The following is a 25,336-nucleotide window of genomic DNA, read 5'->3' on the forward strand; positions in this document are numbered from 1 at the left end:
CTCACGGAGCCCGCGCCGCCCACCAGTCCCGCAGGCGCTGCTCCGCCGCCTCGGCCCCGATGACGCCCTCATCGAGCCGCACCTCGAGCAGGAAGCGGTACGCCTCGCCGACCTCACGGCCGGGTCGGATGCCGAGGACCTGCTGGATCCGGTTGCCGTCGAGTTCGGGACGGATGCTGTCCAGCTGCTCCTGCTCGCGCAGCTCGGCGATGCGGCGCTCGATGTCGTCGTAGGCGGATGCCAGGCGCGCGGCCTTGCGCCTGTTGCGGGTCGTGACGTCGGCCCGCACGAGGATGTGCAGGCGCTCGACCAGGTCGCCCGCGTCGCGTACGTACCGGCGCACCGCGCTGTCGGTCCAGGCTCCCTCGGCGTAGCCGAAGAAGCGCAGGTGCAGTTCGATGAGGGTCGTGACGGCATCTATGGTCGCGCCGTCGAACCGCAGCGCCTGCAGGCGCTTGCGGGCCAGTCGGGCGCCGACGACGTCGTGGTGATGGAAGGTGACGCCGCCACCCGGCTCGAGCTTGCGCGTGCGCGGCTTGCCGATGTCGTGCAGCAGCGCGGCCAGCCGCAGCGGAACGTCCGGCGCGGCGCCGGGGTTGCGCGCCTGCTCGAGCTCGATGGCCTGCCGCAGCACGGTGAGCGAGTGCTCGTAGACGTCCTTGTGATGATGGTGCTCGTCGACCTCGAGGCGCAGCGCGCCGACCTCGGGCAGGAACTCCCCGATGAGCTCGGTGTCGACCAGCACGCGGATGCCGCGTACGGGATCATCGGTCTGCATCAGCCGGACCAGTTCGCTCTGCACGCGCTCGGGGCTGACAATCTCGAGCGTCTCGCGCAGCTGCTCGATGGCGCCGAGGGTGTCGGAGTCGACGGCGAAGTCGAGCTGGGCGCTGAAGCGCGCGGCGCGCAGCATCCGCAGCGGGTCGTCGCCGAAGCTGACGAGCGGGTCGATGGGGGTGCGCAGGATGCCCGACACCAGATCCTCGACGCCGCCGGTCGGGTCGATCAGCTTCACGGCGGGCACCTGCAGCGCCATCGCGTTCACCGTGAAGTCGCGGCGCAGCAGGTCACCGTCGATGCGATCGCCGAACTCCACGGTGGGCTTGCGGGTGACACCGTCGTAGCTGTCGGCGCGGTACGTGGTGATCTCGACCTGCTCCCCCTGCACGCGTGCGCCGATCGTGCCGAAGGCGCGCCCCACGTCCCAGTGCGTGCTGGAGATGGGCTCGACGATGCGCAGGATGTCGTCGGGGCGGGCGTTCGTGGTGAAGTCGAGGTCGTGGGTGGAGCGGCCGAGGATGGCGTCGCGCACCGGACCGCCGACGACGGCGAGCTCGAAGCCCGCTGCGGCGAAGGCGTCGGCGAGGGTGGCGACGACGGGATTCGCGGCGAGCGCGCCGAGTCGGGACAGACCCTCGGCCATATTGAGCATGGGTTCCAGGTTACCGGGGTGGACGGGACGGGTTCGCGACGGGTCCCGGCTGCAGCATCGCGCGCAGCAGGATGCCGGGTGCGGCTGCCGCGGACGCGGCATCGGGGGATGCCGGATCGGTCAGCGCCCACTCGTCCAGGCCGCGCAGCATCCCGAACGCCGCTGCGGCGAGCGCGTCGACCGGGACGTCGGTGCGGACCGCACCGCTCGCCGCACCCACCCGCAGCACCTCGTCGAGCCAGGTGCGCACCGTGCCGAGCAGAGCGCTGCGCGCGTCGGCCGCTCCTGTCGTCGGGAGGTAGAAGATCCGGCCCAGCAGGCCGAGCGCCCTGTCGTCCGCGGCGAGCGCTGCGAGGTCGACCAGCACGGCGTCGACCATCGCCCAGAAGCGGCCGTGCCGGAAGTCGGCCGGTGAGGGCGGGGTCCAGCGCGCGCGCACATCGCGGATGAGGGATTCCACGACCGCGTCCAACAGCTCGGCCTTGGAGGCGACCGCGTGATAGAACGAGCTCTTGCTGATGCCCGCGGCACGGATGATGCGATTGAGCGACGCGCCCTCGTAGCCTGCCGACGCGAACTCCGCGACCGTGGCCCCGATGAGCGCATCGCGGTGCGCACCGGTCAGCTGGGTCATGGAGAGAGCCTACTGGACCATGCGGTCCAACCGGCGTACAGTCGATCTGGACCACCTGGTCCAGAGGAGGATCATGCTCACGGACACCCCGCTCTCCGCTCAGCTCGAGGCCCAGGTCGGCGACCGGCTGCGTGTGCTCGTCGTCGGCGCCGGGATCGCAGGACTCACGCTCGCACAGCTGCTGCGCCGTGAAGGCCTGCACCCCGTACTCGTCGATCGGATGCCGACGAGGGAGCACCCCGGCTACATGCTCGCGCTGATGCCCCTGGTCGATCAGGCGTTCGTCGACCTCGGCGTGCAGGAGCAGTACCGCGCATCCGGCACGCCCATGGCGCGGTACTCGTTCCGCTCGCACCGCGGCCGGACGCTGCGCACCGATTCGATGAGCGCGCTGCTCAGCGTCTACGGCGATTACACCGGCATCTCGCGCGGCGAGCTGATCGAGGTGCTCAGCACCGGCGGGTGTCCGGTGGCCTTCGGGACCACCGTGGACGACGTGTCCGAGGGCGTCGCACGGTTCCTCGACCGCGACGGAGCCCCTGCGGGTGAGGCGGCGTTCGACCTGATCGTCGGCGCCGACGGCATCCGATCCCGCATGCGGTCCGTGCTCGGCGCCGGCGATCCGGAGGTCGTCGAGACCGGCTGGTCGGGGTGGGTCGCGTGGGCAGAGGACCTCGGCGATCCGGATCTGGGTGAGGAGCTCTGGGGCGACGGGTTCCTCCTGGGCGTCTATCCGGTGAGGGGCCGGCTGGGCGTGTTCCTCGGCGGGCCGGACGCCGAGCTGCGCGTGGGACCGGCCGCTTTCGCGGCATCCGTCCGCCGTCGTGTCGACGAACTGGGATCCCGCCTGGAGGCATCCCTCACGGCGGTCGAGGAGGATCCGGATCCGTACCTGTGGCGGCTCGACGACGCGCGGGTGCCCGGCTGGGTGCTGCCACGCGGCATCCTGCTCGGCGACGCGGCCGCCGGCTTCCTGCCGACGGCGGGCATCGGCGCCGGGATGGCGATCGAGTCGGCCTGGATGCTGGCGCGGATGCTGCGGCATGCCGACCGCGGCTCGCTGCCGACGGTGCTGAAGGCCTGGGAGCGGGTGGAACGGCCGCGGGTCGAGGCGGCGCAGACCAACTCGCGGGCCCTGGCGAGGATCATGTTCCGCCGCGGCCCGGTCATCGCCTGGCTGCGCGAGACGGTGATGCGGATGCTGAGCGTGCGCACCGCGCTCGGTCCGATCGTGCGCCTGGTCTCCGCCCGTCCGGATCCGGATGGCGTGCTGCGGGACACTGCGCGGCTGACGTTCACCGAGGGGTCGCGCGCACGACATCCGCAGGACACCTGAGGTCGATTGGGTGGTGCGCGTGCGTCCGCCGACGCAGTTCCCCCACCACCCAACGAAGGATCGACATGCATTCTCGACCCCAGGCACGGCCGCGCGGCACGGTGACCGCCACCGTGCTCGTCGCGCTGCTGGGCGGCGTCCTGCTCGCCCCGGCCGCCGCATCCGCCGCCCCCGAGCCCGAGGTGCCCACCGCACCGGTACTCACCTCCGACAGCACCTGGCGCTACCTCGACGACAACACCGATCCCGCACGCGGAGACAGCGACGTGCGGGCGTGGACCGCTGCCGCGTACGACGACAGCGCGTGGAAGAGCGCGCCGGGCTCGTTCGGAGCGAAGCGCGGAACGCTCGACAAGGTCGGGCCGCACCAGCCGCGCACGCTGCTGACGCACTACATCGGCGACACCTCGACCGCCATCCCGACCTACTTCTTCCGCACGGAGTTCACCCTCGAGGACGGCGTGGCCGATCAGGTCGCCTCGCTCGCCGGCACCGTCACCTATGACGACGCGCTGGTCGTCTGGATCAACGGCACCCAGGTCGCCGGCTACGCCGACGGCCGTGTCACGGGGACCACGAACCTGGAGTACGCCGGCGACAGCAACGGCGATCCGCTCACGAGCACCTTCACGGCCACCGGTGACCTGCTGCACGACGGCGAGAACACCGTCGCCGTCGCCCTGCATCAGGACCGGGAGTCCAGCTCCGACATCTACTTCGACCTGTCGGAGCTCTCACTCGTCTCCGTGAACGCCGAACCGGTCTCCGCACCGCCGAGCCGCGTGATCCTGACGCCGACCACCACCCCCGAGACCTCGCAGTCGTTCTCCTGGCTGGCGGGCGATGCCTCGCACGTGACCGGCTCGGTGCAGATCGCGCCGGTCGCCGGCGGCGATGTGCGCACTGTCGACGGGTACTCCGCGGGCGTCGTCAACGGAAACCCGCTGCAGCACTTCTCGGCCACGGTCGGCGGGCTCGTCCCCGCCACCGCCTACCGCTACCGGGTCGGGTTCGAGGGCGGCTGGAGCGAGTGGAACGAGTTCCGCACCGCCGACCCCGCCGCCACCGACTTCCAGTTCGTCTACTACGGCGATGCGCAGATCGGCCTGGACAGCACCTGGCCGTCGGTCGTCACGCAGGCCGAGGCGAACGCCCCGCGCTCCATCGGCTCCGTGCACGCCGGTGACCTCATCAACACCGGCTCCAACGAGACCGAGTGGCGCAACTGGTTCACCGGCATGAGCCGCTCCGCCGCGACCACCAACGTCATGGCGGCACCCGGCAACCACGAGTACAGCGGCGACAAGATGCTCACCGCCTGGAAGGCGAACTTCGAGTATCCGCACAACAATCCCGCGGTCGGCTCGGTCGGCGAGCTCGCGAACCTGGCCCAGGGCGACTCGCCGGTCGCGCGCCAGTACCAGGCGTACTTCGAGCACTGGAGCGAGTTCGCGAAGGAGACGGCGTACTACACCGATTACCAGAACGTGCGCTTCATCACCTTGAACGCCACCCGCGACACCACCTTCCTCACCCCGAGCAGCCTGCCCGCCTGCACCGGCGACGACTGCCCGCAGAACGACGTCGCGCGGCTGTGGACGCGCTTCCAGGCGGCCTGGCTCGACGGCATCCTCAGCAGCAGCCCGTCGAAGTGGAACGTGGTCACCTTCCACCAGCCGGTCTACTCCACCTCGGCGGGGCGCGACGAGCCGATCCTGCGCGACGAGTGGGTGCCGGTGTTCGAGCGCAACGACATCGACCTGGTCATGATGGGCCACGACCACACCTATGCTCGCGGCTTCAAGAACACCTCGGCCACCGAGACGCCCGGACTGACCACCGGACCGGTGTACATGGTGTCGAACTCGGGCGCGAAGCACTACGACCTCGAGACCGACGCGAGGAACGTGTGGACCAACAACGGCGCCACCCAGGTGATCCGCGGCGAACGCGTCACCACCTACCAGGTCATCGACGTCACCAAGGATCAGCTGGTCTACCGCTCGTACCTCGCCGAGAAGGTACCGGGCGCGAGCACCGACAAGAACGTCGGCGACGTGTACGACGAGTTCACCGTCACGAAGTACGACGACGGCGAGAAGTGGGTCACCGAGGCGGGCATGACTCCGCCCGCGCCGCACGTGCCGGCGGCGGTCGAGCTCACCGCCTCCTCCGTGCAGGCGGGAGCCTCGCTCGAGGTGTCGGGCACCGGGTTCACGGCCGGCGAGGAGCTCGTCTTCGAGCTGCGCTCGGATCCCGTGCGCGTGGGAGCGGTGACGGCGGATGCCGACGGCGCGTTCCGCACGACGGTCGCGATCCCCGCGGCGACGGATGCCGGCCGGCACACGCTCGCCGTGATCCGTGCGGACGGCTCCGAGGTCGCCTCGGCGCTGACGGTCACCGCGGCCGCTGTGGTCCCCGGCGACGGAGACGACGGCGGAGAGCCCGGCACGACCGACCCGGATGCGGGCGCAGGCGCGGGTTCTGGCTCGGGTTCGGGACCCGACGCGGGCTCGCTCGCCACGACCGGTGCGGACAGCATCCCCTACGTGATCACCGCGGCCGTACTGCTGGCACTGGGTTCTGTGCTCCTGGTCGCCCGTCGGCGCGCGCGCAGCGACAGCGAGTAGCCGGTTCGACGAGGGCGCCGTCCGGTCTGCTCCGGACGGCGCCCTCACCGTATCCCCTCGTCGCTGCCGACTCGTGTCGGCGTCAGCAGGACGCGTACAGGTGACCGGCGACCCCCGGGGCGGCGAGCGCGAGGTCGCGCAGGATGGTGAGCGGGGCGCGATCCGGCTGGGCGCACACGTCGGCGAAGGTCATGTTCTTCTCGGCCAATGCGTCCGGGTACTCGATCTGGAGCACACGGCCGCCGTACACGTCGGTGTACGCGGCGCATTCGCCCCACGCGCCGCACTCTTCGGTGACGGCGAAGTCGAAGCCGAGTTCGTTGTGCGCCAACGCGGTGATCTCGGCTGCGTTCTTCTGCGCGATCGCCATGCCGGCGCCGTGCGCGCGGTCGACATAGGCGGCGGCGAGCGCGTGCGCACCTGCCTCATCGATCCCGTCGAAACGCGTCCAGGTGTCGAGATTGTCGATCTCGACCGCATCGAAGCCCCTCTCGGCGCAGCCGTCGATGACGGGGCCGATGTGACGGAGGATGCCGTCGCGCTGAGCGGGTGTGCTGGGCTCGAGCACGTACTCGTCCGGCCATTCGGGGTCGGTGACGAGTTCTCCCGCGGCGTCGTGCAGCAGCAGGTCCTCGTGCGCGAGCCAGGCATCCGCGTCGCCCGGCTGCGTCTGGAACCCGTTGACGTAGCAGATGCTGTACGCACCGGCGAGGGGCCGTGCAGTGGCATCCCGCACGACGACGTCGATCGGCCCGGCAACGGCCTCCAGCTCGTCGGAAGCACCGCCGAGCTGGTAGTCGAAGACCCCGATCGTGGGTGGCAGGTGGACGGCCTGCTCGGACGAAGGCGCGTCCAGCGCTCCGGTCGCACAGGCCGTCGAAGTGAGCGCGAGCGCGAGTGTTGCGCCGAGTGTGATCAGCCTGATCATGGCCCTCATTCGTTGACGAGAAACCACATTCTGCACGAGACATCAGCTGACAGGTGGTGTCTCATGCGGAATGTGGTCTCTCGCGGAACGACCGGTCGGGGCGCATCAGACCGAGTCGCCCTGGACGGGCCCTTCGGTGTTGGGCTTCCACCCCAGTGCGGGGGCGACGTGCTCGGCGAACGCCTGCAGCACGTGCAGGTTGTACTCCGGTCCGAGCTGGTTCGGGATGGTGAGCATCAGGGTGTCCGCGGCCATGACGGCCTCGTCGGCGAGCAGCTGCTCGATGAGCACATCCGGCTCGGCGGCATAGGTCTTGCCGAAGGTCGACCGGTAGCCGTCGATGATGCCGATCTGGTCACCGTTCTCGGACGAGCGCATACCGAAGTAGGCGCGGTCCTTGGCGCTGACGAGCGGGAACACGCTGCGGCTGACGGAGACGCGCGGGCTGCCGGTGTGCCCGGCTTCCTTGTAGGCCGCGCGGAACAGGTCGATCTGCTCGCGCTGCAGCTCGTGGAACGGCTGGCCGGTGGCCTCGGTGAGCAGGGTCGAACTCATCAGGTTCAGGCCCTTGCGGCCGGTATCCTCGGCCGTCGCGCGGGAGCCGGCCCCCCACCAGATGTGGTCGCGCAGGGTGGGCGACTGCGGCTCGATGGCCAGGTACTGACCCGCACCGACCATGCGCGGGTCGCCGGGCGCGATGCGCTCACCATCGATGAGGCGCAGGAACAGGTCGAACTTCTCGCGGGCCATCACGCTGCCGCGCTCGGTGTCCTCGCCGTCGACGTAACCGAACGTCTCGTAACCGCGCAGGGCGGTCTCGGGTGACCCGCGGCTGACGCCCAGGGCCAGGCGGCCGTCGGCGATGTAGTCCAGAGCCGCGGCCTCCTCGGCGAACTGGAACGGGTTCTCGTACCGCATGTCGACCACGCCGGTACCGACCTCGATGCGCTTCGTGCGGGCGGCCATGGCCGTCAGCAGAGGGATCGGAGACGCCGCCTGCCGGGCCCAGTGATGCACGCGCATGTAGGCACCGTTCACGCCGATCTCGTCGGCGCCCTCGGCGATCTCGATGCTCTGACGCAGCATGTCGCCGGCGGTACGCGTGACGGAGCCGGGCACATCTGCGTAGTGCCCGAAGGAGAGGAACCCGAATGCCTTCATGTTGTATCCAAGCGAATGAATTGGGGATCTATTCCGCGTCGTCGGCCGGCAGCAGGAATCCGTCGAGCATGAGGTCGCTGATGCGAGGTTCCAGATCCGCCCAGAGGTCGGCGACCGGCACCTCGAACAGGTCGGCCAGCGCGCTGACTATCTGCGAGACCGACAGCTCGCCGTCGCAGGCGCCCACGAATCCGGCGAGGGCCGAATCGACGCCGATCGTGCGTGCGAAGCCGCCGCCCTGACGCAGCTCGATCACGCTCGGGTCCCCGTTGCCCGGCAGGTGGTGGCGGGCCTCCGTCACATCGGCGGCGATGACCAGTCGGTCCGGGATGCCGGCGGCGAGCACGTCGTGGGCGGCCAGGCCGGCGCCCAGCGCACGGCCGAGATTCGACACCGGCTGCGTCACGGTCTCGAACCGGCGCAGCCGTCGCGGAGCCTGATCCTCCCGGGGTGACGACACATGCTCGGTGCGGTTTCCCTGGGCGCGGGCCGGCCGGCGCAGCAGGATGTACCCGAAGCCGATCGCCGTCACCCCTCGGGCGGCGAAATCATCGAGCCACGCGGTCAGCAGCCGGGTGAATTCGGCATCCCGCGGCAGAATGCCGCCGTCGCGGATCCACAGTTCGGCGTACGCCAGCGGCGAGAGCTCCTCGCGCTGCACCACCCAGACGTCGAGGTCCTCGCCGACCCAGGTGCCCACACGCTCCAGCCCGCCGGTCCCCTCGCGGGACTCCCAGTTGCCCAGCAACTGGGCGACGCCACCGGGACGCAGGTGTTCGGGGGCCAACCGCAGGAACCGCTCGACGAGCGCGTCACCCACCAGCCCGCCGTCGCGGTACTCGTACTCCGGAACCCCCGTCGCGCGCGGTGTGATCACGAACGGCGGGTTCGACACGATCAGATCGAACGACTCCCCGGTCACCGGCTCGAACATGCTTCCCGCGCGGAACTCGACGTTGCGGACGCCGTTCAGCTGGGCATTCAGCTCCGCATACGCCAGGGCGCGCTCGGAGATGTCGGTGGCGATCACGACCTGCGCGTGCCGGGAGACCAGCAGCGCCTGGATACCGCACCCGGTGCCGAGGTCCAGCGCACGCTCCACCGGCGCGGGGATCACGAGCTCGGCGAGGGTGCGGGAGGCTCCTCCCACACCGAGGACGTGATCGGCGGGCAGCGATGATCCCAGGGCGACTTCATCGAGGTCGCTGGCGATCCACCACTCGCCGACCCCGTCGACATCCACGAAAGACTGCGGGCGGATCACGGCCTGCGGCACCACCACGCCGTCCGGGCCGTCCGTGTCGCCCTCCCCACTCTCGAGCGTCGCCAGACCCAGCGTCAGAAGTCCGTCCACGCCGACCCGCGGAAGCGCCCTGTGCACGGCGTCCCGCGGCTGCGGCATCCCGAGCACGAAGAGGCGCCCCAGTGTCGCCGCAGCGCCGCTCTGCCCGTCGATGGCGCGCAGGATCGGTTCGCGCAGCCCGCGCGCCAAGGCATCGTCCGGCTCCTCGCCCCAGAGCAGTCGCAGCGGGTCGGAACGGAAGTCCGCGGCGTCCAGATCGGCGGCGAGCGCCTGCGCGAGCACGAGGTCAGGGAGGGGCTGGGCACGATCCGGCACGGCCGTCACTCTACGCGCCTTCAGGGTTCGCAGCCTCCCGGCACCTAGAATCGGGGGCGTCGACCGTGCCGATCCTTCGGCACCCCGACCTGAACTATGACTGCGATCTCCCCCGGCGACGGCACCCGCCCGCGCGCGTCCAGGCTCCTGAGCCGACTCGCCGCGGTGCTCGTCGTCGGCTCGGTCGCTCTCAGCGGCGCCTTCGCGAACGCCTCCCGGGCATCCGCCGCAACCGACGATCCGGCAGCCGAGACCGCCGGAGTCGAGCTGATGGTGTCGACCGAGGCGACCATCGACCCTGGCGGCCCGCTGGTGAGCACGGTGACCGTCGCCAACAACAGCGATGACTCGCTCAGCGCAGGAGCCCTGTCCCTCGAGGTCGACAGCACGCCCCTCCCCGACGGGGACGCGCTCGACGCCTGGCTCGACGACGACACGGCCACAGGGGACTTCCACTCCGTCGCGACGGCCCCCTCCCCGGAGCTCGCAGCGAACACCAGCGGCACGGTCGACATGATCGCGGATGCCGTGAGCCTCGGCAGCCTGAAGCCGGGTGTCTATCCGGTGCGCGCGCGCCTGACCGGCGCATCGACCGACGATGCCGACGCCACGGTCTGGAATCTGTCGGCGACCACCGTGCTCGTAGTCGCGGCACCCGGTTCGCACATTGTCGGCGTGCTCATCCCCCTCACCGCCACCCCCGCCGCGGGCGACCTGCTCACCGCTGAGGAGCTGACGACACTCACCGCACCCGACGGCGCACTGACCGGTCAGCTCGACGCCGTCACCGGCACCTCGGCCATCCTCGCGGTCGACCCCGCGATCGCCGCCGCGATCCGGGTGCTGGGAGCACGCGCCCCGCAGAGCGCGGTCGAATGGCTGCAGCGCCTGGAGCGTCTGCCCAATGACGTCTTCACGCTGCAGTTCGGCGACGCGGACCCGGCCACGCAGGCGCATGCCGGCCAGGCGGGCCTGCTCGGACCGCTCGATCTGACACCGCTGCTGCAGCTCGATGACTTCCCGCAGGGCACACCGAGCCCGACGCCCGACCCGACCGCCACGGAGAGCCCGGAACCCGTCCTCCCCGACACCGCAGCGCTGTCAGCGGTCTCCGGCGCGAAGAGCCACGTCCTCTGGCCCCGTCCGGACGTGACCGCGAAGGATCTCGGTTCGTTCGACTCGTACCTCGGCGGTGCCGCCAGCACCATCCTGCCGTCGACCTCGCTGTCCGCTGACGCCACTGCGCACAGCACCGTCGACGGGCATGACGTGCTGGTCACCGACGCCGCCGCCTCTGCTCGGCTGTCGGCGGCCGCCGAGCTCACCGACGCGCCCGCGATCGCCCGCGAGCTCGCAGGCGCCGCCGGACACCTCTTCTTCGCCGGACAGAAGTCCGCCACGATCCTGGTGGGTCTCGACCGGTCGGAGACCCGCTCCCCCGTCGCCGTGCGCGACCTGCTCAGCCTGTTCGCCACGCCCACGGTGAACCTGGCGGCTCTCGAAGCCGCGCCCGCGGCATCCGCCACCATCACCGGCGCCGCCGACACGACCCGTCCCGCAGGCCTGACGGCCATGCTCGCCGACGAGAAGCGACTTCAGGCCTTCTCCTCGATCCTCGACGTGCCCGCCGTGCTGCTCGCACCCGAGCGGATCCGGATGCTGCGCACGATCGGCGTGGGCCTCACCGACGATGAGTTCGCGGCTGCGGCATCCACCCGGGCCGAGAGCGTTCAGACCACCCTGCGCTCCGTCAGCATCCAGCAGCCCAAGCCCGTCCAGCTGATCACCTCGGCGGCGCCGCTGCCGGTGTGGGTGCGCAACGACCTGCCGTGGACCGTCCACGTGACGCTGCACAGTGAGCCGACCGATCCCCGGCTCGACATCGCGCCGACGACCGAGGTCGAGGTGATCGGCGCGAGCGTCGCTCGCGTGGATGTACCGATCGAGGCGCGCGTGGCCAGCGGCGAGGTGCGCGTCGACTTCCGGCTCACCAGTGCGAGCGAGGTGCCCATCGGGCAGGCGACGGCCGCGGATGTCACGCTGCGCGCCGACTGGGAGGGCATCGGCATCGGCATCCTCGGCACCGCGATCGCGCTGCTGTTCGTCTTCGGACTCATCCGCACCGTGCGTCGCCGGCGACGGGCCGCGGCGAGGGGTTCCCTCGCCGGCGTGGATGCCGACGCCCGCCCGACACCGCCCCAGGGGGATGAGTGACAAGTCTCGGCAGAGCCAGCGCCGTCCTCGGCGCAGGCACCCTCGTGTCCCGCCTCACCGGACTCGTGCGGACGATCGTGCTCGTGGCGGCGATCGGCAGCTTCGGGCGTCCGGCCGACGCGTTCGCCGTCGCGAACCAGCTCCCCAACAACGTCTTCACCATCATCCAGACCGGCATCCTCACTGCGGTGATCATTCCGCAGATCGTCAAGTCGGCGGCGCATCGCGACGGCGGTCGCGCGTACATCTCCAAGCTGTTCACGCTCGGCACCGTGGTCTTCCTCGGCGCCACCGTGCTGGCGATGCTGCTCGCGCCCTGGCTGATTCTGCTGTACGCCGAGAAGTTCACGCCCGATCAGCTGGCGCTGGGCACCGCGTTCGCGTACTGGTGCCTGCCGCAGATCTTCTTCTACGGCCTGTACGCGCTCATCGGCGAGACGCTGAACGCCAAGCGCGTGTTCGGGCCGTACACCTGGACCCCGGTCGCGAACAACATCATCTCCATCATCGGCTTCCTCGTGTTCATCGCGCTGTTCGGGGGCAACCGCGACCAGGTGGGCGCCTGGGACCCCTCGATGATCGCCGTCCTCGGCGGCACGGCCACGCTCGGAATCGCGCTCCAGGCCGCCCTGCTGCTGTTCGCCTGGAAGCACACCGGGCTGCAGCTGCGCCCGGACTTCCGCTGGCGCGGCGTGGGACTGGGACAGGTCGGCTCCCTGGCCGGCTGGACCTTCCTGATGGTCATCGCCGGACAGATCGCCGGGCTCATCCAGACCCGTGTGGTCACGGCCGCGTCCGGCGAGCACCCGTCAACCGCGCTGATGATGGCGGCCTGGCTGGTGTTCATGCTGCCGTACTCGATCTTCGCGATCTCCATCGGCACCCCGTATTTCACGCAGATCGCGGAGCACGCCGCCGAGCAGCGCGATGACGAAGTGCGCGGCGACGTGGCGCGGTGCATGCGCTTCGTCGTGCTGTTCGTGGTCGGTTCCGGCGTCGCACTCGCCGTGGCGTCCGTCCCCGCGACCCGCATCTTCACGGCGACCCCTGCGGAGGCGGTGCAGGCTGCGCCGGTGCTGATCTGCTATCTGGTGGGACTCGTGCCGCTGTCGCTGCTGTTCATCGTGCAGCGGACGTTCTACGCCTACGGCGACACCCGCACACCCTTCCTGTTCACCCTCGCGCAGGTGGCGCTGATCATCGGGTTCTCGCTGCTCGCCGCCGCCATCGCCCCGCTGGACCAGCTCGCCGCAGCAGTGGCCCTCGGACAGTCCATCGCCGGCATCGTGCAGACCGTCATCGCCATCTGGATCCTGCGCAACCGGCTGGGCGGACTCGGACTGCCCAGCACCCTCATGTCGCTGCTGCGCTTCGCAATCGCTGCCATTCCCGCCGGCTTCGCCGGGTGGGGCGCCTTCGTCCTGATGGGGGCTGGCGACGGGTGGGCTGCGGGTCAGACCGGCTCGGCGTTCGTCGACAAGATGCTCGGTGCGGTGGGTACGGGAGTGATCGGACTGGTCGTCGTGGTGGTCTACGCGATCGTGCTGATCGTGCTCAGGGCGCCGGAGCTCTCCTCCGCACGGGGGCTTCTCACGCGGTTCCTGCCCTCGCGCTGATCCCGCCGGATCGGAGCGACGGAGCGGTCGGCATCGCCGCATTCCGGTCGGTTCGCTGCGGTGAAGCGAGGCGGTCAGCCTGCGGGAATGCGACCCGGTTACCATTGGTTGAAGCAGTCGTGGCGGGTTCATCGCATCCGGTTTCCCGTCTGCCGGCAGAGGAGAGTTCATGCGTCAGGTCATCATCATCGGTTCGGGCCCGGCCGGGTTCAGTGCCGCCATCTACGCCGCGCGCGCCAACCTGCAGCCGCTCATGGTCGCGAGCTCCGTCGAAGTCGGCGGAGAGCTGACGAAGACGACGGATGTCGAGAACTTCCCGGGCTTCCCCGAGGGCATCCAGGGCCCCGACCTGATGGTCAAGATGCAGGAGCAGGCCGAGAGGTTCGGCACCGAGGTGCTCTACGACGACGTCGTGGAGCTGGACGTCTCCGGTCCTGTGAAGAAGGTCACGCTCGGCTCGGGCGCCGTGCACGAAGCATCCACCATCATCTACGCCACCGGGTCCGCGTACCGCAAGCTCGGCATCGAGGGCGAGGAGCGGCTCTCCGGCCACGGCGTGTCCTGGTGCGCGACGTGCGACGGGTTCTTCTTCCGCGAGAAGACGATCGCCGTCGTCGGCGGCGGCGACTCGGCCATGGAGGAGGCGACCTTCCTGACGCGCTTCGCCTCGAAGGTGTACGTCATCCACCGCAAGGACAGCCTGCGCGCCTCCAAGATCATGCAGGAGCGTGCGTTCGCGAACGAGAAGATCGAGTTCATCTGGAACAGCGAGGTCGAGGAGATCCTCGGTGAGTTCGAGACCACGGGTGTGCGTCTGCGCTCGACCGTCGACGGCTCCACTCGCGAACTCGACCTGCAGGGCGTGTTCGTCGCGATCGGCAACGACCCGCGCACCCATCTGGTGCACGGCAAGCTGGATCTCACTCCGGAGGGCACCATCTGGGTCGACGGCCGCTCGTCGCACACATCGGTACCCGGAATCTTCGCCGCCGGCGACGTGATCGACCCGACGTACCGTCAGGCCGCCACCGCCGCCGGATCGGGCGTCGTCGCGGCTCTGGACGTGGAGCACTTCCTGGCCGCTCTGGAAGACGCCTCCGTCGAGGAGCCGGCCGCGGAGGCCGCCGAGATCATCGTCGGCTGAGCCGGCGGGAACACTTTAGCCGCATCCGGTGTTTGACCAGGTGACTACGAACAAGGAGAGTTTCATGACTGCCAAGGCAACCACCGAGGCCACCTGGGAGCAGGACGTGCTCCAGGCCGAGGGTCCCGTTCTCGTCGACTTCTGGGCCGAGTGGTGCGGTCCGTGTCGCATGGTCTCACCCGTTCTGGACGAGATCCAGTCCGAGAACCCCGACAAGATCACCATCCTGAAGCTGAACGTCGACGAGAACCCCAACCTCGCGATGCAGTACCAGATCACCTCGATCCCTGCGATGAAGGTGTTCGACGGTGGTGAGGTGAAGACCACGATCATCGGCGCCAAGCCGAAGTTCGCGCTCGAGAAGGACCTCGCAGCGTTCATCGGCTGACAGTGCCGGTCCACTGAGGACTGAGTCACGGGAGAGGCCCGCCCACCGTTTCGGTGGCGGGCCTCTTCTGTGTGCGCGCGCCGCCGCGCATCGGGGCGGCGGAGTCAGGAAGCGTCGGCGATCCGGGGATCCCAGCTCCGGTGTCTCTGTTCACCCAGCAGATGCCACACGGTGCCCGTGAGCTCCGGATACTCCAGCGCGATCTGGCGCAGCACCCGGTAGTGACGTGCGGCGTTGGGTCGCACCCCGTCGTTCGCGACGATGTTCTCCGCGCGTAGAAGGTAGACGACGAGTTCGTCGACGCTCGGCAGGTCTTCCATGAAGTCCCACGGGTCCTCGCCGGAACGCAGACGCTCCTGGATCAGCACCGCGAGTTCGTCTGTGGCCTCGGCACGAAGGATCTCAAGGCTCGCGCGACGCGGAACTGATTCGCTCATCAGTCCAGACTACGTCAGCGGTTGCCGTACTCGTCCTCGCCGAGGTCAGTCAGAATGCGATTGAGATCCTGGATCGACGCGAATTCGATCTTGATCTGGCCTTTTCGTGCTCCGAGGGCGATCTGCACCCGCGTGTTCAGTCGATCGCCGAGCTTCGCGGAGACCTCATCGAGGTACGCGCGCCGGGCACCGGCCTGGGGCTTGCTCCTGCTGCCGGTCTCGGTGGGAAGAGCCTTCGCCGCGGCCTCGGTAGCCCGCACGGAGAGGTCCTCGTTCACCACCTTGTCGGCGAGCTGCTGCATGCGCTCCGGGTCGTCGACCGAGAGGATCGCGCGGGCGTGTCCTGCCGAGAGCACGCCCGCGGCGACGCGCTGCTGCACGGGGACCGGCAGCCGGAGCAGGCGGATGGTGTTGCTGATCTGCGGACGCGACCGACCGATGCGCGTGGCCAGCTGCTCCTGCGTGATGCCGAAGTCCTCGAGAAGCTGCTGGTAGGCGGATGCCTCTTCCAGCGGATTCAGCTCCGATCGGTGCAGGTTCTCGAGGAGGGCATCCCGCAACAGGTTCTCGTCCGCCGTATCGCGGACGATCGCGGGGATCTCGGTCAATCCGGCCTCGCGCGCGGCGCGCGTGCGCCGCTCCCCCATGATCAGTTCATACTCGTCTGCCGCGTTCTTGCGCACCACGACGGGCTGGAGAACGCCGAACTCGCGCACGCTGTGCACCAGTTCCGCGAGGTCCTCGTCGTCGAAGACCGTCCGCGGCTGGCGCGGATTCGGAACGATCGCGTGCGGGTCGAGTTGAATGAGGTGGATGCCGGGCACCACGGCCAGGTCAGCGTCCGCCTGCTGCTCCGGAGCCGCGATCTCCGCAGCCTCCGCGGGCTTCGTCTTCACCGCCCCAGGGAAGAAGACGTCGACGGGACGCTCCGAGTGATCCGTCGTCGGAATGAGTGCACCGATCCCCCGACCGAGTCCGGTTCGCTTCGCCATCAGTTCTCCTTCTTCTGTGCCCCATGCGGGGTGCGTCTTGCGATCTCGACCGCTGCCTCACGATAGGCGACTGCCCCGGCCGATGCGCCGTCGTAGGCGATCACCGTCTGCCCGAAGCTGGGTGCCTCGGACACGCGCACGGAGCGCGGGATGACGGCGTCGAGCACCTGCTCCGGGAAATGCGTGCGCACCTCGTCCGCCACCTGCTGTGCCAGCCGGGTGCGTGCATCGAACATCGTGAGCAGGATCGTGGAGAGATCCAGCGCCGGGTTGAGGTGCTTCTGGATCATCTGGATGCTGCCGAGCAGCTGGCTGAGACCTTCCAGTGCGTAGTACTCGCACTGGATCGGGATGAGCACCTCGGTCGCCGCCGTGAATGCGTTGATGGTGAGCAGCCCCAGTGATGGCGGGCAGTCGATGATGACGATGTCCTTCGGGTGCTCCTCGAGGTAGGTCTCGAGAGCTCGACGAAGACGGAACTCCCGCGCGACCTGAGACACGAGCTCGATCTCCGCGCCGGCGAGGTGGATGGTGCTGGGCGCGCAGGAGAGATTGGGGGACTCGGGGCTCTGCTGCACGATCTCCGCGAAGGGAAGATCGTCGATCAGCACGTCGTAGACGCTCGGCGTGTCTGCCGTGTGGGTGACGTTGAGCGCGGTGGACGCGTTGCCCTGCGGGTCCAGATCGATGACGAGCACCTGGGCTCCGAGTTCGGCGAGGGCTGATGCGAGGTTCACCGCTGTCGTCGTCTTGCCGACGCCGCCCTTCTGGTTGGAGACGGTGAAGATGCGCGTGTCTCCGGAGAAACTGACGTGCACGTCCCGAAGGGCTTTGCGGCGGGTGGAGAGGTCGGCGAGTTCGCGGGCGAGTGGCGTGTCCATCCCGAAATCGTGGCTCGGCGATGTTGCGTCAGATGGTTTCACGTGAAACATCGACTCCTTTCGGGACCGTCTACCACTCTAATCGCGGCCGGCGACATGACGAAACGCGCGCCGCTCCTCGCGCGGTCGTCCGCCGGGCCGCGACGCGACGACGAAGGACGAGGGGTGCTCCCCGTACAGCGGTCATGTTCACGGGACCGCGAGCGGTGCGCCAGAAAGAAGTCGGTGAGTGAAGGGGAGATGCAGTACGAGACGGATCGGGCTGCGGCGGCCGGTATGCGCCTGATCGCGTCGGGTGGCCCGACAATCGGCTCCCGTCGTCCGCCGACTGTTTCACGTGAAACGGTCGCGCGCGCCGCCGTGGCGCCTGTACCAGGGACCCGATTCGGCCATGGATCGAGGACGACCACGTCGAGCCCTCCTGCCGCGAGGGACGTCGACCCTCCGGGGTTGCACGTCAACCGCCCCGACCAGGGATGTTTCACGTGAAACACACTGTGAGACCGCGGCGCAACCGAACAGTGCGGAACGCCGAAGAAGCGAATGCCCAGCACCCAGCACCCACCACCCACCACCCAGCACCCAGCACCGGTAGACGACCCTCCGGTTCGGAGCCGCACCGCTCCTGTTTCTGTGACCAGCACACCCCTCCCGTGTTTGTCTTGTTTCACGTGAAACAGCGCGCTCGATCCACCACGTCCTCTGAACGACCGAGTGACGAGAGATCGCATGACTGCAATGGCCCCGCGAGCAGCGTGCAGCATCTCGACGGGCGAGCTCGCTCGACCGCGCGCGCAGCTCTGCGCGCCGCGACGTTTCACGTGAAACGTAGCGGCCCGGTGCCCGTCGCGTTTCCGAGCAACACCCAGCCCCGATCACAGCGGGCGCCGAGGCGCAGCAAGACTCTTCAATGACGGGTCAGTGACCTCTTCCGACCCACCTCGCTCGATGTGCGGATGCGGTTCGGTGCGGGAGGAGACCCGCGCTCCCCGCTCCTTCGATAGGACAATACGTCGTCGACGTCGCGCGGTGAGCTGCCCGATTCACTGGATCCGCTCAGTGCCCATCGCGAGGTGGCAGATTTGCGGGTGGAGCGAGAGCTGCGCTCGCGAGCGAGCCAGCGTCCGCGTCATCGACGGCGCCTACGATGAAGCCGACATGCTTCGCATGACTCCGTCCCCGAGTCCCCGTCATCGGCGCGGCGCCTCACCGACCCGGGCGAGTCCGCGGACCAGATCCAAGAAGTGCCGGAAGGCGGTGCTCCCGCTGTCTGCCCCGCGTACGCATCGCGAGACCGTTGTGCAGAGCGCGTGCTGGTCCTCGGGAACTGATTACCACGAAGGCGGGGAAGGGAAGCGGGGGCCCGGTCGCTCGGTGACCCGAGGAGTGGGCGCCGACACCGTGAGTCCTGGCTCAGGCCGGGGGATGTTTCACGTGAAACGCGACACGTGTGCCCCAGTCGGAAGGACGCTCTGACCGGCACAGTCCGCTCAACGACCCAAGTAGGGCCTGCCCGCTCCGTGAGTCAGGCGCGGACGCGCGCCCGGAAGACGCGGGTGGGCTCGCTGAGCACGCCCTCCCCGAGGGTGTCGACAGAGACCGCGGAGACCCTGTGCTTCTTCAGCGCCTTCTGCGCGGCATCGATCTCGGCAGCGACGTTCTGGCCCTTGAGGAAGACCAGCTCTCCGCCATCCCTCACCAGCGGCGCAGTGATCGGCACCAGCGTGCGCAGCGCACTGACCGCGCGTGCGGTGACGACGTCGAACTCGAGTCCCACATCCTCCGCGCGAGCACGCATCACCCTCACGTTGTCCAGACTCAGCGACTCAACCTGCTCATTGAGCCAGGTCACCCGCCGCTCCATCGGCTCGATCAAGGTCCACTGCACATCAGGCCGCGCAACCGCCAGGACAAGCCCGGGAAGCCCGGCGCCGGAACCGACGTCGGCGACCGCGCCATGGAACAGTGGTGCGGCGATCACCGAGTTCAAGACGTGGCGCGTCCAGAGGCGCGGGAGCTCCAGGGGGCCGATCAGACCGCGCAACTCACCCTCGGCGGCCAGAGCACGGGCGAACTGACGAGCGGCATCGATGCGGTCGCCGAACAGCGACGCGGCGACAGAAGGCTCCGGCTCCACCTGCGACTGAACATTCATCGGGGCTCCTGTGGGGGTTTCCGTGTTGCCCGTCTCCGGATGTTTCACGTGAAACATCCGGAGACGAGGGCGTCAGCCGCGGGAGATCACCGTGTGACGGTCGGCGCCATCGCCGTAGGACTCGGACACCAGCCCTCGCTCGGCAGCGATGTCATGAACGAGCTTGCGCTCATAGCTCGACATGGCCGGGAGGGAAGCCTGGCTGGCGCCGTCATCGAGCTTCGCCGCGGCGGCGTCCACCAGTGACTGGAGCTGCCGGCGACGCGTGTCGCGAGAGCCGCCGATGTCGAGGATCATCCGTGAGAAGGCTCCGGTGCTGCTCTGCACGGCCAACCGCGTGAGCTCCTGCAGAGCCTGCACGGTGTCCGGCGCCGACAACACGGACAGACCGTCCTCGTCCGACTCCACCGAGACGTAGGCGCGGCCCTGTCGAACATCCAGGTTGAGGTCACCGTCGATGTCGGCGATGTCCAGCAGACCTTCCAGGAAGTCCGCAGCGATGTCGCCTTCGCGCTCAAGCTCTTCGACGGTCGACTCCGCGGAGGTCCTCAGTTCTTCAGCGGCCATCAGTTGGACCCCTTCTTCTTCGCGCGCTTCTTGCTCATAGGCTGCTCGCGCTTCGGCGCCTCCGCCTTCGCGCGCTCGGCCTCTTCGAGCAGGCGCTGCTGCTCGGCCTCATACACCGACATAGGAACGATCTTGCCATCGGCAGCGATGGCCTTGCCCTTGCGAGCGAGGCGCTCTTCGCGGGCGCGTGCCGCTTCGGATCCCGGGGTCGGCATCTCACGGATGACCATGAACTGCTGGCCCATCGTCCACAGGTTGGAGACGAACCAGTAGATGACCACGCCGAGCGGGAAGAAGACGCCGGAGAAGATGAAGCCCAGCGGCAGAACGTACAGCATGATCTTCTGCATCTGGTACGCCTGACCGGTCTTGGCCTCGGGCGACAGGTTCTTGGAGATGATCTGCAGCTGGGTGAAGAACTGGGAGACGATCATGAGCACGACGAGGATCACCAGCAGCACGATGGCGGGCGTGTTCTGCACCGCCCAGGCGTCGCCGAGTGTCTCGTGCAGGGACACACTGCCGAGCAGCTTCGCGTCGTAGAACTCCTTGGTGAGCTCGGGTGTCAGCATCCCGACACCACCGCCACCGGCCTTGGCGTGGGTTCCCACATCCCGCAGCACGCTGAACAGTGCGAAGAAGATCGGCATCTGCACGAGAAGAGGCAGACAGCTCGACATCGGCGTCGTGCCGTGCTTCTTGTACAGCGCCATGGTCTCGCGACTCATGGCCTCGCGGGAGAGCTGGTCGCGCTTGCCCTTGTACTTCTCCTGAACCTTCTTCAGCTCGGGAGCGATCTCCATCATCTTCCGCTGGCTCTTGATCTGCTTGACGAACAGCGGGAAAACCGCCGCGCGCACCACGATCACGAGGCCGACGATCGAAAGCACCCACGTGATGCCTTCGGCAGCCGGCAGGCCGACGACCGTCAGAAGCCAGTGCCAGGCGACGAGGATCAGCTCGACCGCCCACTTCAGGGGCCAGAGCACGACGCCGAACAGATCGAATCCACCGCCACCGGCGTCGGGGCTGGGCGTGTTTGCGAGCAGAAGGTCAAGACCCACTGTTCAGTCCTTTCGAGCGGGTACGACGAATCCGTGCGGAGTCAGTTCGTATCGGAAGTGAGCATGCGGGCGGACGTCGTCGACGCCGCCTTTGCTCCACGGGTTGCAGCGCAGGATGCGCCATGCGGAGAGAATCGTTCCCCGCACGGCACCGTGCTGTTGAACCGCCCCTACAGCGTATGCGGAACAAGAGGGGTAATACCTGCATACATCCCCATAGAGCGGTGAGATCACCGACCGGTACGCCACCAGAAAGGCGAGAACCGCGTTGCGCGGGAGGATCAGGATGCTGCGGAGCAGATCGGATGCATGAAACCGTGCGGTTCCGAACGCGTAAGACGGTAGTGCGCTCATGCTCGCACCGTTCGGGGGATCAGACGGTTCAGGCAGCGCACCACATCGGCGCGCAGGTCGCTGAAGTCGGCACCGGCGGATGCAGGAAGGGCACGGATGACGACATCCGTGCCCTCGGGAACCGTGTCCAGCAGCTCCGCGCAGATCGCCTTCAGGCGACGACGGACGGTATTGCGAACCACGGCGGTTCCTACCTGCTTGCTGATGATGAACCCGAACCGCGGGGCTCGCACCTCCGACGCCGGGAGCACCGAGGTGATGAGCCGCGGCCCACCGCATCGCGCGCCACGGCGAACGACCTGGCGGTAGTCGACACCGCGCGTCAGACGATTCAGCCGGGCGAGCAAGGCGGATCCGAGCTGTGGCTTACGCCGAGAGCTCGGTACGGCCCTTCGTGCGGCGAGCCGAAAGGATGGCGCGGCCGGCACGGGTGCGCATGCGAGCGCGGAAGCCGTGCTTCTTGGCGCGACGGCGGTTGTTGGGCTGGAAGGTGCGCTTGGTCATGGAATCACTCCGGAAATGGTGGTGTCACCGGGGTTCGTCATCCGGAGACAGGGGGTTCTGCCAACAGGCATAAGTCAACCGATTAAGGGTACGACCTGCCGTCGCGCAGGGCAAATCCACCGACGGATGCCCTTGCCCTTCCTGTCAGTTGCGCACATCCATTATCCACAACTGTCGACTCCACGGCGGATCACGACACACCCGCGTGTTTCCGCGGGCAGCTTGCCGTTCGGGCGAGCGATGACTACCGTGGCAGACGACGTTATCCACAGGGGGAGACCACGCTTGAGGCGACCTTTCCACAACTCGCCCGGAGCACAATGACCACTGCAGCCCATCCCGATGTTCCGATCTGGCCCGCGCTGCTGGATCATCTTGCCCAGGATGAGCGCGTATCGCCGCAGCTGCATGGATTTCTCAGCCTGGTGGTCCCCGCCGGCGTCATGGCCGGTGTTCTCTACCTCGACGTGCCCAACGACCTGACCGCCGCGCAGATCAACAAACGGCTGCGGCTGCCTCTCATGGAGGCGCTCTCCGCGATCGGCGATGAGGTCTCCTCCTATCGGACGGTCGTCAACCACGAGCTCGCCGACCAGCCGACCGCGCCGATCTCCGTCCCCGACTTCACGGCTCCCGAACCGGTCCGTCTCGAGTCGGCTGTGGAAGCGCCCACCGCCCTGCGACACGAATCGCGACTGAATCCGAAGTACACCTTCGACAACTTCGTCATCGGGCAGTCGAATCGATTCGCGCACGCAGCGGCGGTCGCCGTGGCCGAGGCGCCCGCGAAGGCCTACAACCCGCTGTTCATCTACGGCGACTCCGGGCTGGGCAAGACGCACCTCCTGCACGCCATCGGCGACTACGCCCAATCGCTCTACGCCGGCGTCAAGGTGCGCTACGTGTCCAGCGAGGAGTTCACCAACGACTTCATCAACTCGATCGCGAACAACCGGGGCGCCGCATTCCAGAGCCGGTACCGCGAGGTCGACATCCTGATGATCGACGACATCCAGTTCCTCCAGGGTCGCGCCGAGACCCAGGAGGCGTTCTTCCACACCTTCAACCAGCTGCACGACCATAACAAGCAGGTCGTGATCACGAGCGATGTGGCGCCGAAGCTGCTCACCGGATTCGAAGACCGCATGCGCAGCCGCTTCGAATGGGGCCTCATCACCGACGTGCAGGCGCCGGACCTCGAGACGCGCATCGCGATCCTGCGCAAGAAGGCGCAGAGCGATTCTCTGCACATTCCCGACGAAGTCCTCGAATACATCGCGACGGTGGTCTCATCCAACATCCGCGAACTCGAGGGAGCGCTGATCCGGGTCTCCGCGTTCGCGAGCCTGAACCGCTCGGCGCTGGACATCTCGCTGGCGCAGTCCGTCCTGCGCGACATCATCGACACGACCGACGACAACATCATCTCGCCGACGGACATCATCACCGCCACCGCCGCGTACTTCAAGCTCACGGTGGACGATCTCTACGGCTCCAGCCGATCGCAGCAGATCGCGATCGCCCGCCAGATCGCCATGTACCTCTGCCGTGAGCGCACCAGTCTGTCGCTGCCCAAGATCGGGCAGCTGTTCGGCAATCGTGATCACACGACCGTCATGTACGCCTGCAAGAAGATCAGCGAGCTCATGAAGGAGCGCCGCTCGATCTACAACCAGGTCACCGAGATCACCACCCAGATCAGTCGACGCTGAGGCCTCGACATCCCTGCGCACCACTGGGATCGGACCGGTTGTCCGCAGGGGCTGTGGATAACTTGTGGAAACCCCGACCCGCGGATGCCTTCTCGCGTCCGCGTCTGTGGATAACCGGGCCACCGGCCCAGACCCCCGATGCACCAGAAACCCGCGGATTCCTCAGGGCATCCACATCTGACACGGATGTAGTTTCCTACTCTTCGTTGATATCCACCGACTTATCCACAGATTCCACAGCTGTTAACACCGTTAAGAGATCTCTCTCTGAAATGGGCTATCCGATGACCAGACGGATGTGGATGGGAACCGGCGCGAGGCCGGATCCGGGTAGCGGGTCCTTCCCTCTGTACGACTAGCATGGGATGGCCTGCAGCAGGTCCGCTGCGATGGGTGAATGACAACGAGGGAGCGCCCGTGAGGTTCCAGGTCAACCGCGATGTGTTCAGCGAGGCTGTGTCCTTCGTCGTCAAGCTGCTGCCTCAGCGCAATCCTCAGCCGATCCTCGCCGGTGTCCTCATCGAGGCCTCGGATGAGGGTCTCACCCTCTCGGCGTTCGACTACGAGGCTTCTGCTCGCACGACCATCGAGGCGACGGTCGACGAACCGGGCACGATCCTCGTGCACGGCCGACTGCTCTCGGACATCGCCAGCCGCCTGCCCAACGCGCCCATCGAGATCGTCGTGGAGGAGGACGGCGGCATCGCCGTCACCTGCGGATCCGCGCGATTCACGCTCGCAGCCATGCCTGTGGAGGAATATCCCTCGATCCCTGAGGTCAGCGGCTCGACCGGCGTGGTGCCCGCCGAGGAGTTCGGCACCGCCATCGCGCAGGTGGCGTTCGCCGCTTCCCGCGACGACGTGACCCCGGTGCTCACCGGCGTGCAGCTCGAGGTCTCGGGCACGAACCTCAGCCTGGTCGCCACGGACCGCTATCGCGTCTCGCTGCGCGACGTCCCCTGGGACGGCGAGGGAACCGAGCAGACCGCGCTCGTCCCGGCCCGCACCCTCACCGAGGTCGGAAAGACCTTCGCGCACGCCGGCAACATCGAGATCGCGTTCTCGGGTGCAGGCGACCGCGAGATCATCGCTTTCACCGCGGGCAACAAGACCGTGACATCCCTCCTGATCAAGGGCAATTTCCCGCCCGTGCGCCGACTGTTCCCGGAGCAGACCGACCATTATGCGGTGGTCAACACCGGTGACCTGATCGAGGCGGTGCGCCGAGTGGCACTCGTGCTCGACCGTTCCGCCCCGCTGCGATTCACGTTCGGCGCCGACGCCGTGACGATGGACGCGTCGGGGAGCGAGCAGGCCCGCGCATCCGAATCGGTCGACGCGCACCTGAACGGCGGCGACGAGGTGACGCTCGGTCTGAATCCGCAGTATCTGCTCGAGGCACTTGGGGCCGTGAAGAGCGAGTTCACCCGGGTCACCTTCACCTCGAGCGACAATGCGAACAAGCTCAGCCCGGTGCTCGTGACCAGCCAGACCTCGGTCGACCAGGCGGGTCTGGACTCGTTCAAGTACCTGTTGCAGCCGAACCTGCTGCTGCGCTGACGTTCTCAG

At 68.1% G+C, this 25,336-nt stretch carries 22 protein-coding genes; 8 read left to right on the forward strand and 14 right to left on the reverse strand.

From position 1 onward, the window contains the following. Position 1: 1 nt before the first annotated feature. Positions 2-1,432: a CCA tRNA nucleotidyltransferase gene (locus ACFQY2_RS02860; RefSeq protein WP_378744108.1), complete on the reverse strand. Its 1,431-nt coding sequence runs from the start codon at positions 1,430-1,432 to the stop codon at positions 2-4. 10 nt (positions 1,433-1,442) lie between these two features. Continuing rightward, positions 1,443-2,066, reverse strand: coding sequence for a TetR/AcrR family transcriptional regulator (locus ACFQY2_RS02865; RefSeq protein ID WP_378744109.1), 624 nt, complete (start codon positions 2,064-2,066; stop codon positions 1,443-1,445). A 73-nt stretch (positions 2,067-2,139) separates the two neighbouring features. Between ACFQY2_RS02865 and ACFQY2_RS02870 the strand changes: the two genes are divergently transcribed. Both ACFQY2_RS02870 and ACFQY2_RS02875 read left to right on the forward strand, forming a co-directional pair. Then, positions 2,140-3,402 carry an FAD-dependent oxidoreductase gene (locus ACFQY2_RS02870; protein ID WP_378744111.1) on the forward strand — a complete coding sequence of 421 codons (1,263 nt, stop codon included), beginning with the start codon at positions 2,140-2,142 and terminating at the stop codon, positions 3,400-3,402. 65 nt (positions 3,403-3,467) lie between these two features. Continuing rightward, the gene (locus ACFQY2_RS02875) at positions 3,468-6,032 is read left to right on the forward strand and encodes a fibronectin type III domain-containing protein (RefSeq protein WP_378744112.1); all 2,565 of its coding nucleotides are present in this window, start codon (positions 3,468-3,470) and stop codon (positions 6,030-6,032) included. Positions 6,033-6,114: 82 nt separating this feature from the next. Here ACFQY2_RS02875 and ACFQY2_RS02880 read toward each other — a convergent pair whose 3' ends face one another. From ACFQY2_RS02880 to ACFQY2_RS02890, 3 genes are all read right to left on the reverse strand, one after another. Then, entirely contained in the window at positions 6,115-6,960 is an 846-nt protein-coding gene (locus ACFQY2_RS02880) for an endo alpha-1,4 polygalactosaminidase (protein WP_378744113.1), read from the reverse strand. Positions 6,961-7,065: 105 nt separating this feature from the next. Continuing rightward, a complete protein-coding gene (locus ACFQY2_RS02885) occupies positions 7,066-8,121 on the reverse strand; it encodes an LLM class flavin-dependent oxidoreductase (RefSeq protein ID WP_378744114.1) in 1,056 nt (351 codons plus the stop codon). Between the two features lie 28 nt (positions 8,122-8,149). Next, positions 8,150-9,748, reverse strand: coding sequence for a class I SAM-dependent methyltransferase (locus ACFQY2_RS02890; protein ID WP_378744115.1), 1,599 nt, complete (start codon positions 9,746-9,748; stop codon positions 8,150-8,152). Between the two features lie 87 nt (positions 9,749-9,835). On the opposite strand from ACFQY2_RS02890, the gene ACFQY2_RS02895 reads away from it, so the two are divergent. The 4 genes from ACFQY2_RS02895 (at position 9,836) to trxA (ending at position 15,101) form a co-directional block, all read left to right on the forward strand. Next, positions 9,836-11,953, forward strand: a complete 2,118-nt coding sequence (locus ACFQY2_RS02895; protein WP_378744117.1) for a DUF6049 family protein — start codon at positions 9,836-9,838, stop codon at positions 11,951-11,953. Next, a complete protein-coding gene (murJ, locus tag ACFQY2_RS02900) occupies positions 11,950-13,569 on the forward strand; it encodes a murein biosynthesis integral membrane protein MurJ (RefSeq protein ID WP_378744118.1) in 1,620 nt (539 codons plus the stop codon). Before ACFQY2_RS02895 ends, murJ begins: the two co-directional genes overlap by 4 nt. A 169-nt stretch (positions 13,570-13,738) precedes the next feature. Then, positions 13,739-14,713 carry a thioredoxin-disulfide reductase gene (gene trxB / locus ACFQY2_RS02905; RefSeq protein ID WP_378744119.1) on the forward strand — a complete coding sequence of 325 codons (975 nt, stop codon included), beginning with the start codon at positions 13,739-13,741 and terminating at the stop codon, positions 14,711-14,713. A gap of 64 nt (positions 14,714-14,777) precedes the next feature. Then, entirely contained in the window at positions 14,778-15,101 is a 324-nt protein-coding gene (trxA, locus tag ACFQY2_RS02910) for a thioredoxin (RefSeq protein ID WP_378744120.1), read from the forward strand. 104 nt (positions 15,102-15,205) lie between these two features. Here the strand turns inward: trxA and ACFQY2_RS02915 are convergent, their stop codons facing one another. The 9 genes from ACFQY2_RS02915 to rpmH all read right to left on the reverse strand — a co-directional run bounded on the left by ACFQY2_RS02915 (position 15,206) and on the right by rpmH (position 22,055). Further along, positions 15,206-15,538, reverse strand: coding sequence for a tryptophan synthase subunit alpha (locus ACFQY2_RS02915; RefSeq protein ID WP_378744121.1), 333 nt, complete (start codon positions 15,536-15,538; stop codon positions 15,206-15,208). A gap of 14 nt (positions 15,539-15,552) precedes the next feature. Further along, positions 15,553-16,530, reverse strand: coding sequence for a ParB/RepB/Spo0J family partition protein (locus tag ACFQY2_RS02920; RefSeq protein WP_378744122.1), 978 nt, complete (start codon positions 16,528-16,530; stop codon positions 15,553-15,555). Then, positions 16,530-17,411, reverse strand: coding sequence for a ParA family protein (locus ACFQY2_RS02925; RefSeq protein WP_378744123.1), 882 nt, complete (start codon positions 17,409-17,411; stop codon positions 16,530-16,532). Before ACFQY2_RS02925 ends, ACFQY2_RS02920 begins: the two co-directional genes overlap by 1 nt. A 1,525-nt stretch (positions 17,412-18,936) precedes the next feature. Beyond that, complete coding sequence (rsmG, locus tag ACFQY2_RS02930; protein WP_378744124.1) at positions 18,937-19,566, reverse strand: 16S rRNA (guanine(527)-N(7))-methyltransferase RsmG; 630 nt, start codon at positions 19,564-19,566, stop codon at positions 18,937-18,939. A gap of 72 nt (positions 19,567-19,638) precedes the next feature. Next, a complete protein-coding gene (locus tag ACFQY2_RS02935; RefSeq protein ID WP_378744125.1) occupies positions 19,639-20,133 on the reverse strand; it encodes a protein jag in 495 nt (164 codons plus the stop codon). Then, positions 20,133-21,197 carry a membrane protein insertase YidC gene (yidC, locus tag ACFQY2_RS02940; protein ID WP_378744127.1) on the reverse strand — a complete coding sequence of 355 codons (1,065 nt, stop codon included), beginning with the start codon at positions 21,195-21,197 and terminating at the stop codon, positions 20,133-20,135. The genes ACFQY2_RS02935 and yidC overlap by 1 nt, the downstream gene beginning before the upstream one ends. Before the next feature lie 3 nt (positions 21,198-21,200). Continuing rightward, positions 21,201-21,551: a membrane protein insertion efficiency factor YidD gene (yidD, locus tag ACFQY2_RS02945; RefSeq protein ID WP_378744128.1), complete on the reverse strand. Its 351-nt coding sequence runs from the start codon at positions 21,549-21,551 to the stop codon at positions 21,201-21,203. Next, positions 21,548-21,979, reverse strand: coding sequence for a ribonuclease P protein component (gene rnpA, locus ACFQY2_RS02950; RefSeq protein ID WP_378744129.1), 432 nt, complete (start codon positions 21,977-21,979; stop codon positions 21,548-21,550). Before rnpA ends, yidD begins: the two co-directional genes overlap by 4 nt. Continuing rightward, positions 21,918-22,055, reverse strand: coding sequence for a 50S ribosomal protein L34 (gene rpmH / locus ACFQY2_RS02955; protein WP_241927151.1), 138 nt, complete (start codon positions 22,053-22,055; stop codon positions 21,918-21,920). Before rpmH ends, rnpA begins: the two co-directional genes overlap by 62 nt. 320 nt (positions 22,056-22,375) lie before the next feature. Here rpmH and dnaA point away from each other — a divergent pair, with 320 nt between their 5' ends. Further along, the gene (dnaA, locus tag ACFQY2_RS02960; protein WP_378744130.1) at positions 22,376-23,767 is read left to right on the forward strand and encodes a chromosomal replication initiator protein DnaA; all 1,392 of its coding nucleotides are present in this window, start codon (positions 22,376-22,378) and stop codon (positions 23,765-23,767) included. Positions 23,768-24,184: 417 nt separating this feature from the next. Continuing rightward, a complete protein-coding gene (dnaN, locus tag ACFQY2_RS02965; protein ID WP_378744131.1) occupies positions 24,185-25,327 on the forward strand; it encodes a DNA polymerase III subunit beta in 1,143 nt (380 codons plus the stop codon). Positions 25,328-25,336 lie beyond the last annotated feature (9 nt).

It is taken from the genome of Microbacterium sp. GCM10027623, assembly GCF_042666935.1.
Taxonomy (GTDB): Bacteria; Actinomycetota; Actinomycetes; order Actinomycetales; family Microbacteriaceae; genus Microbacterium.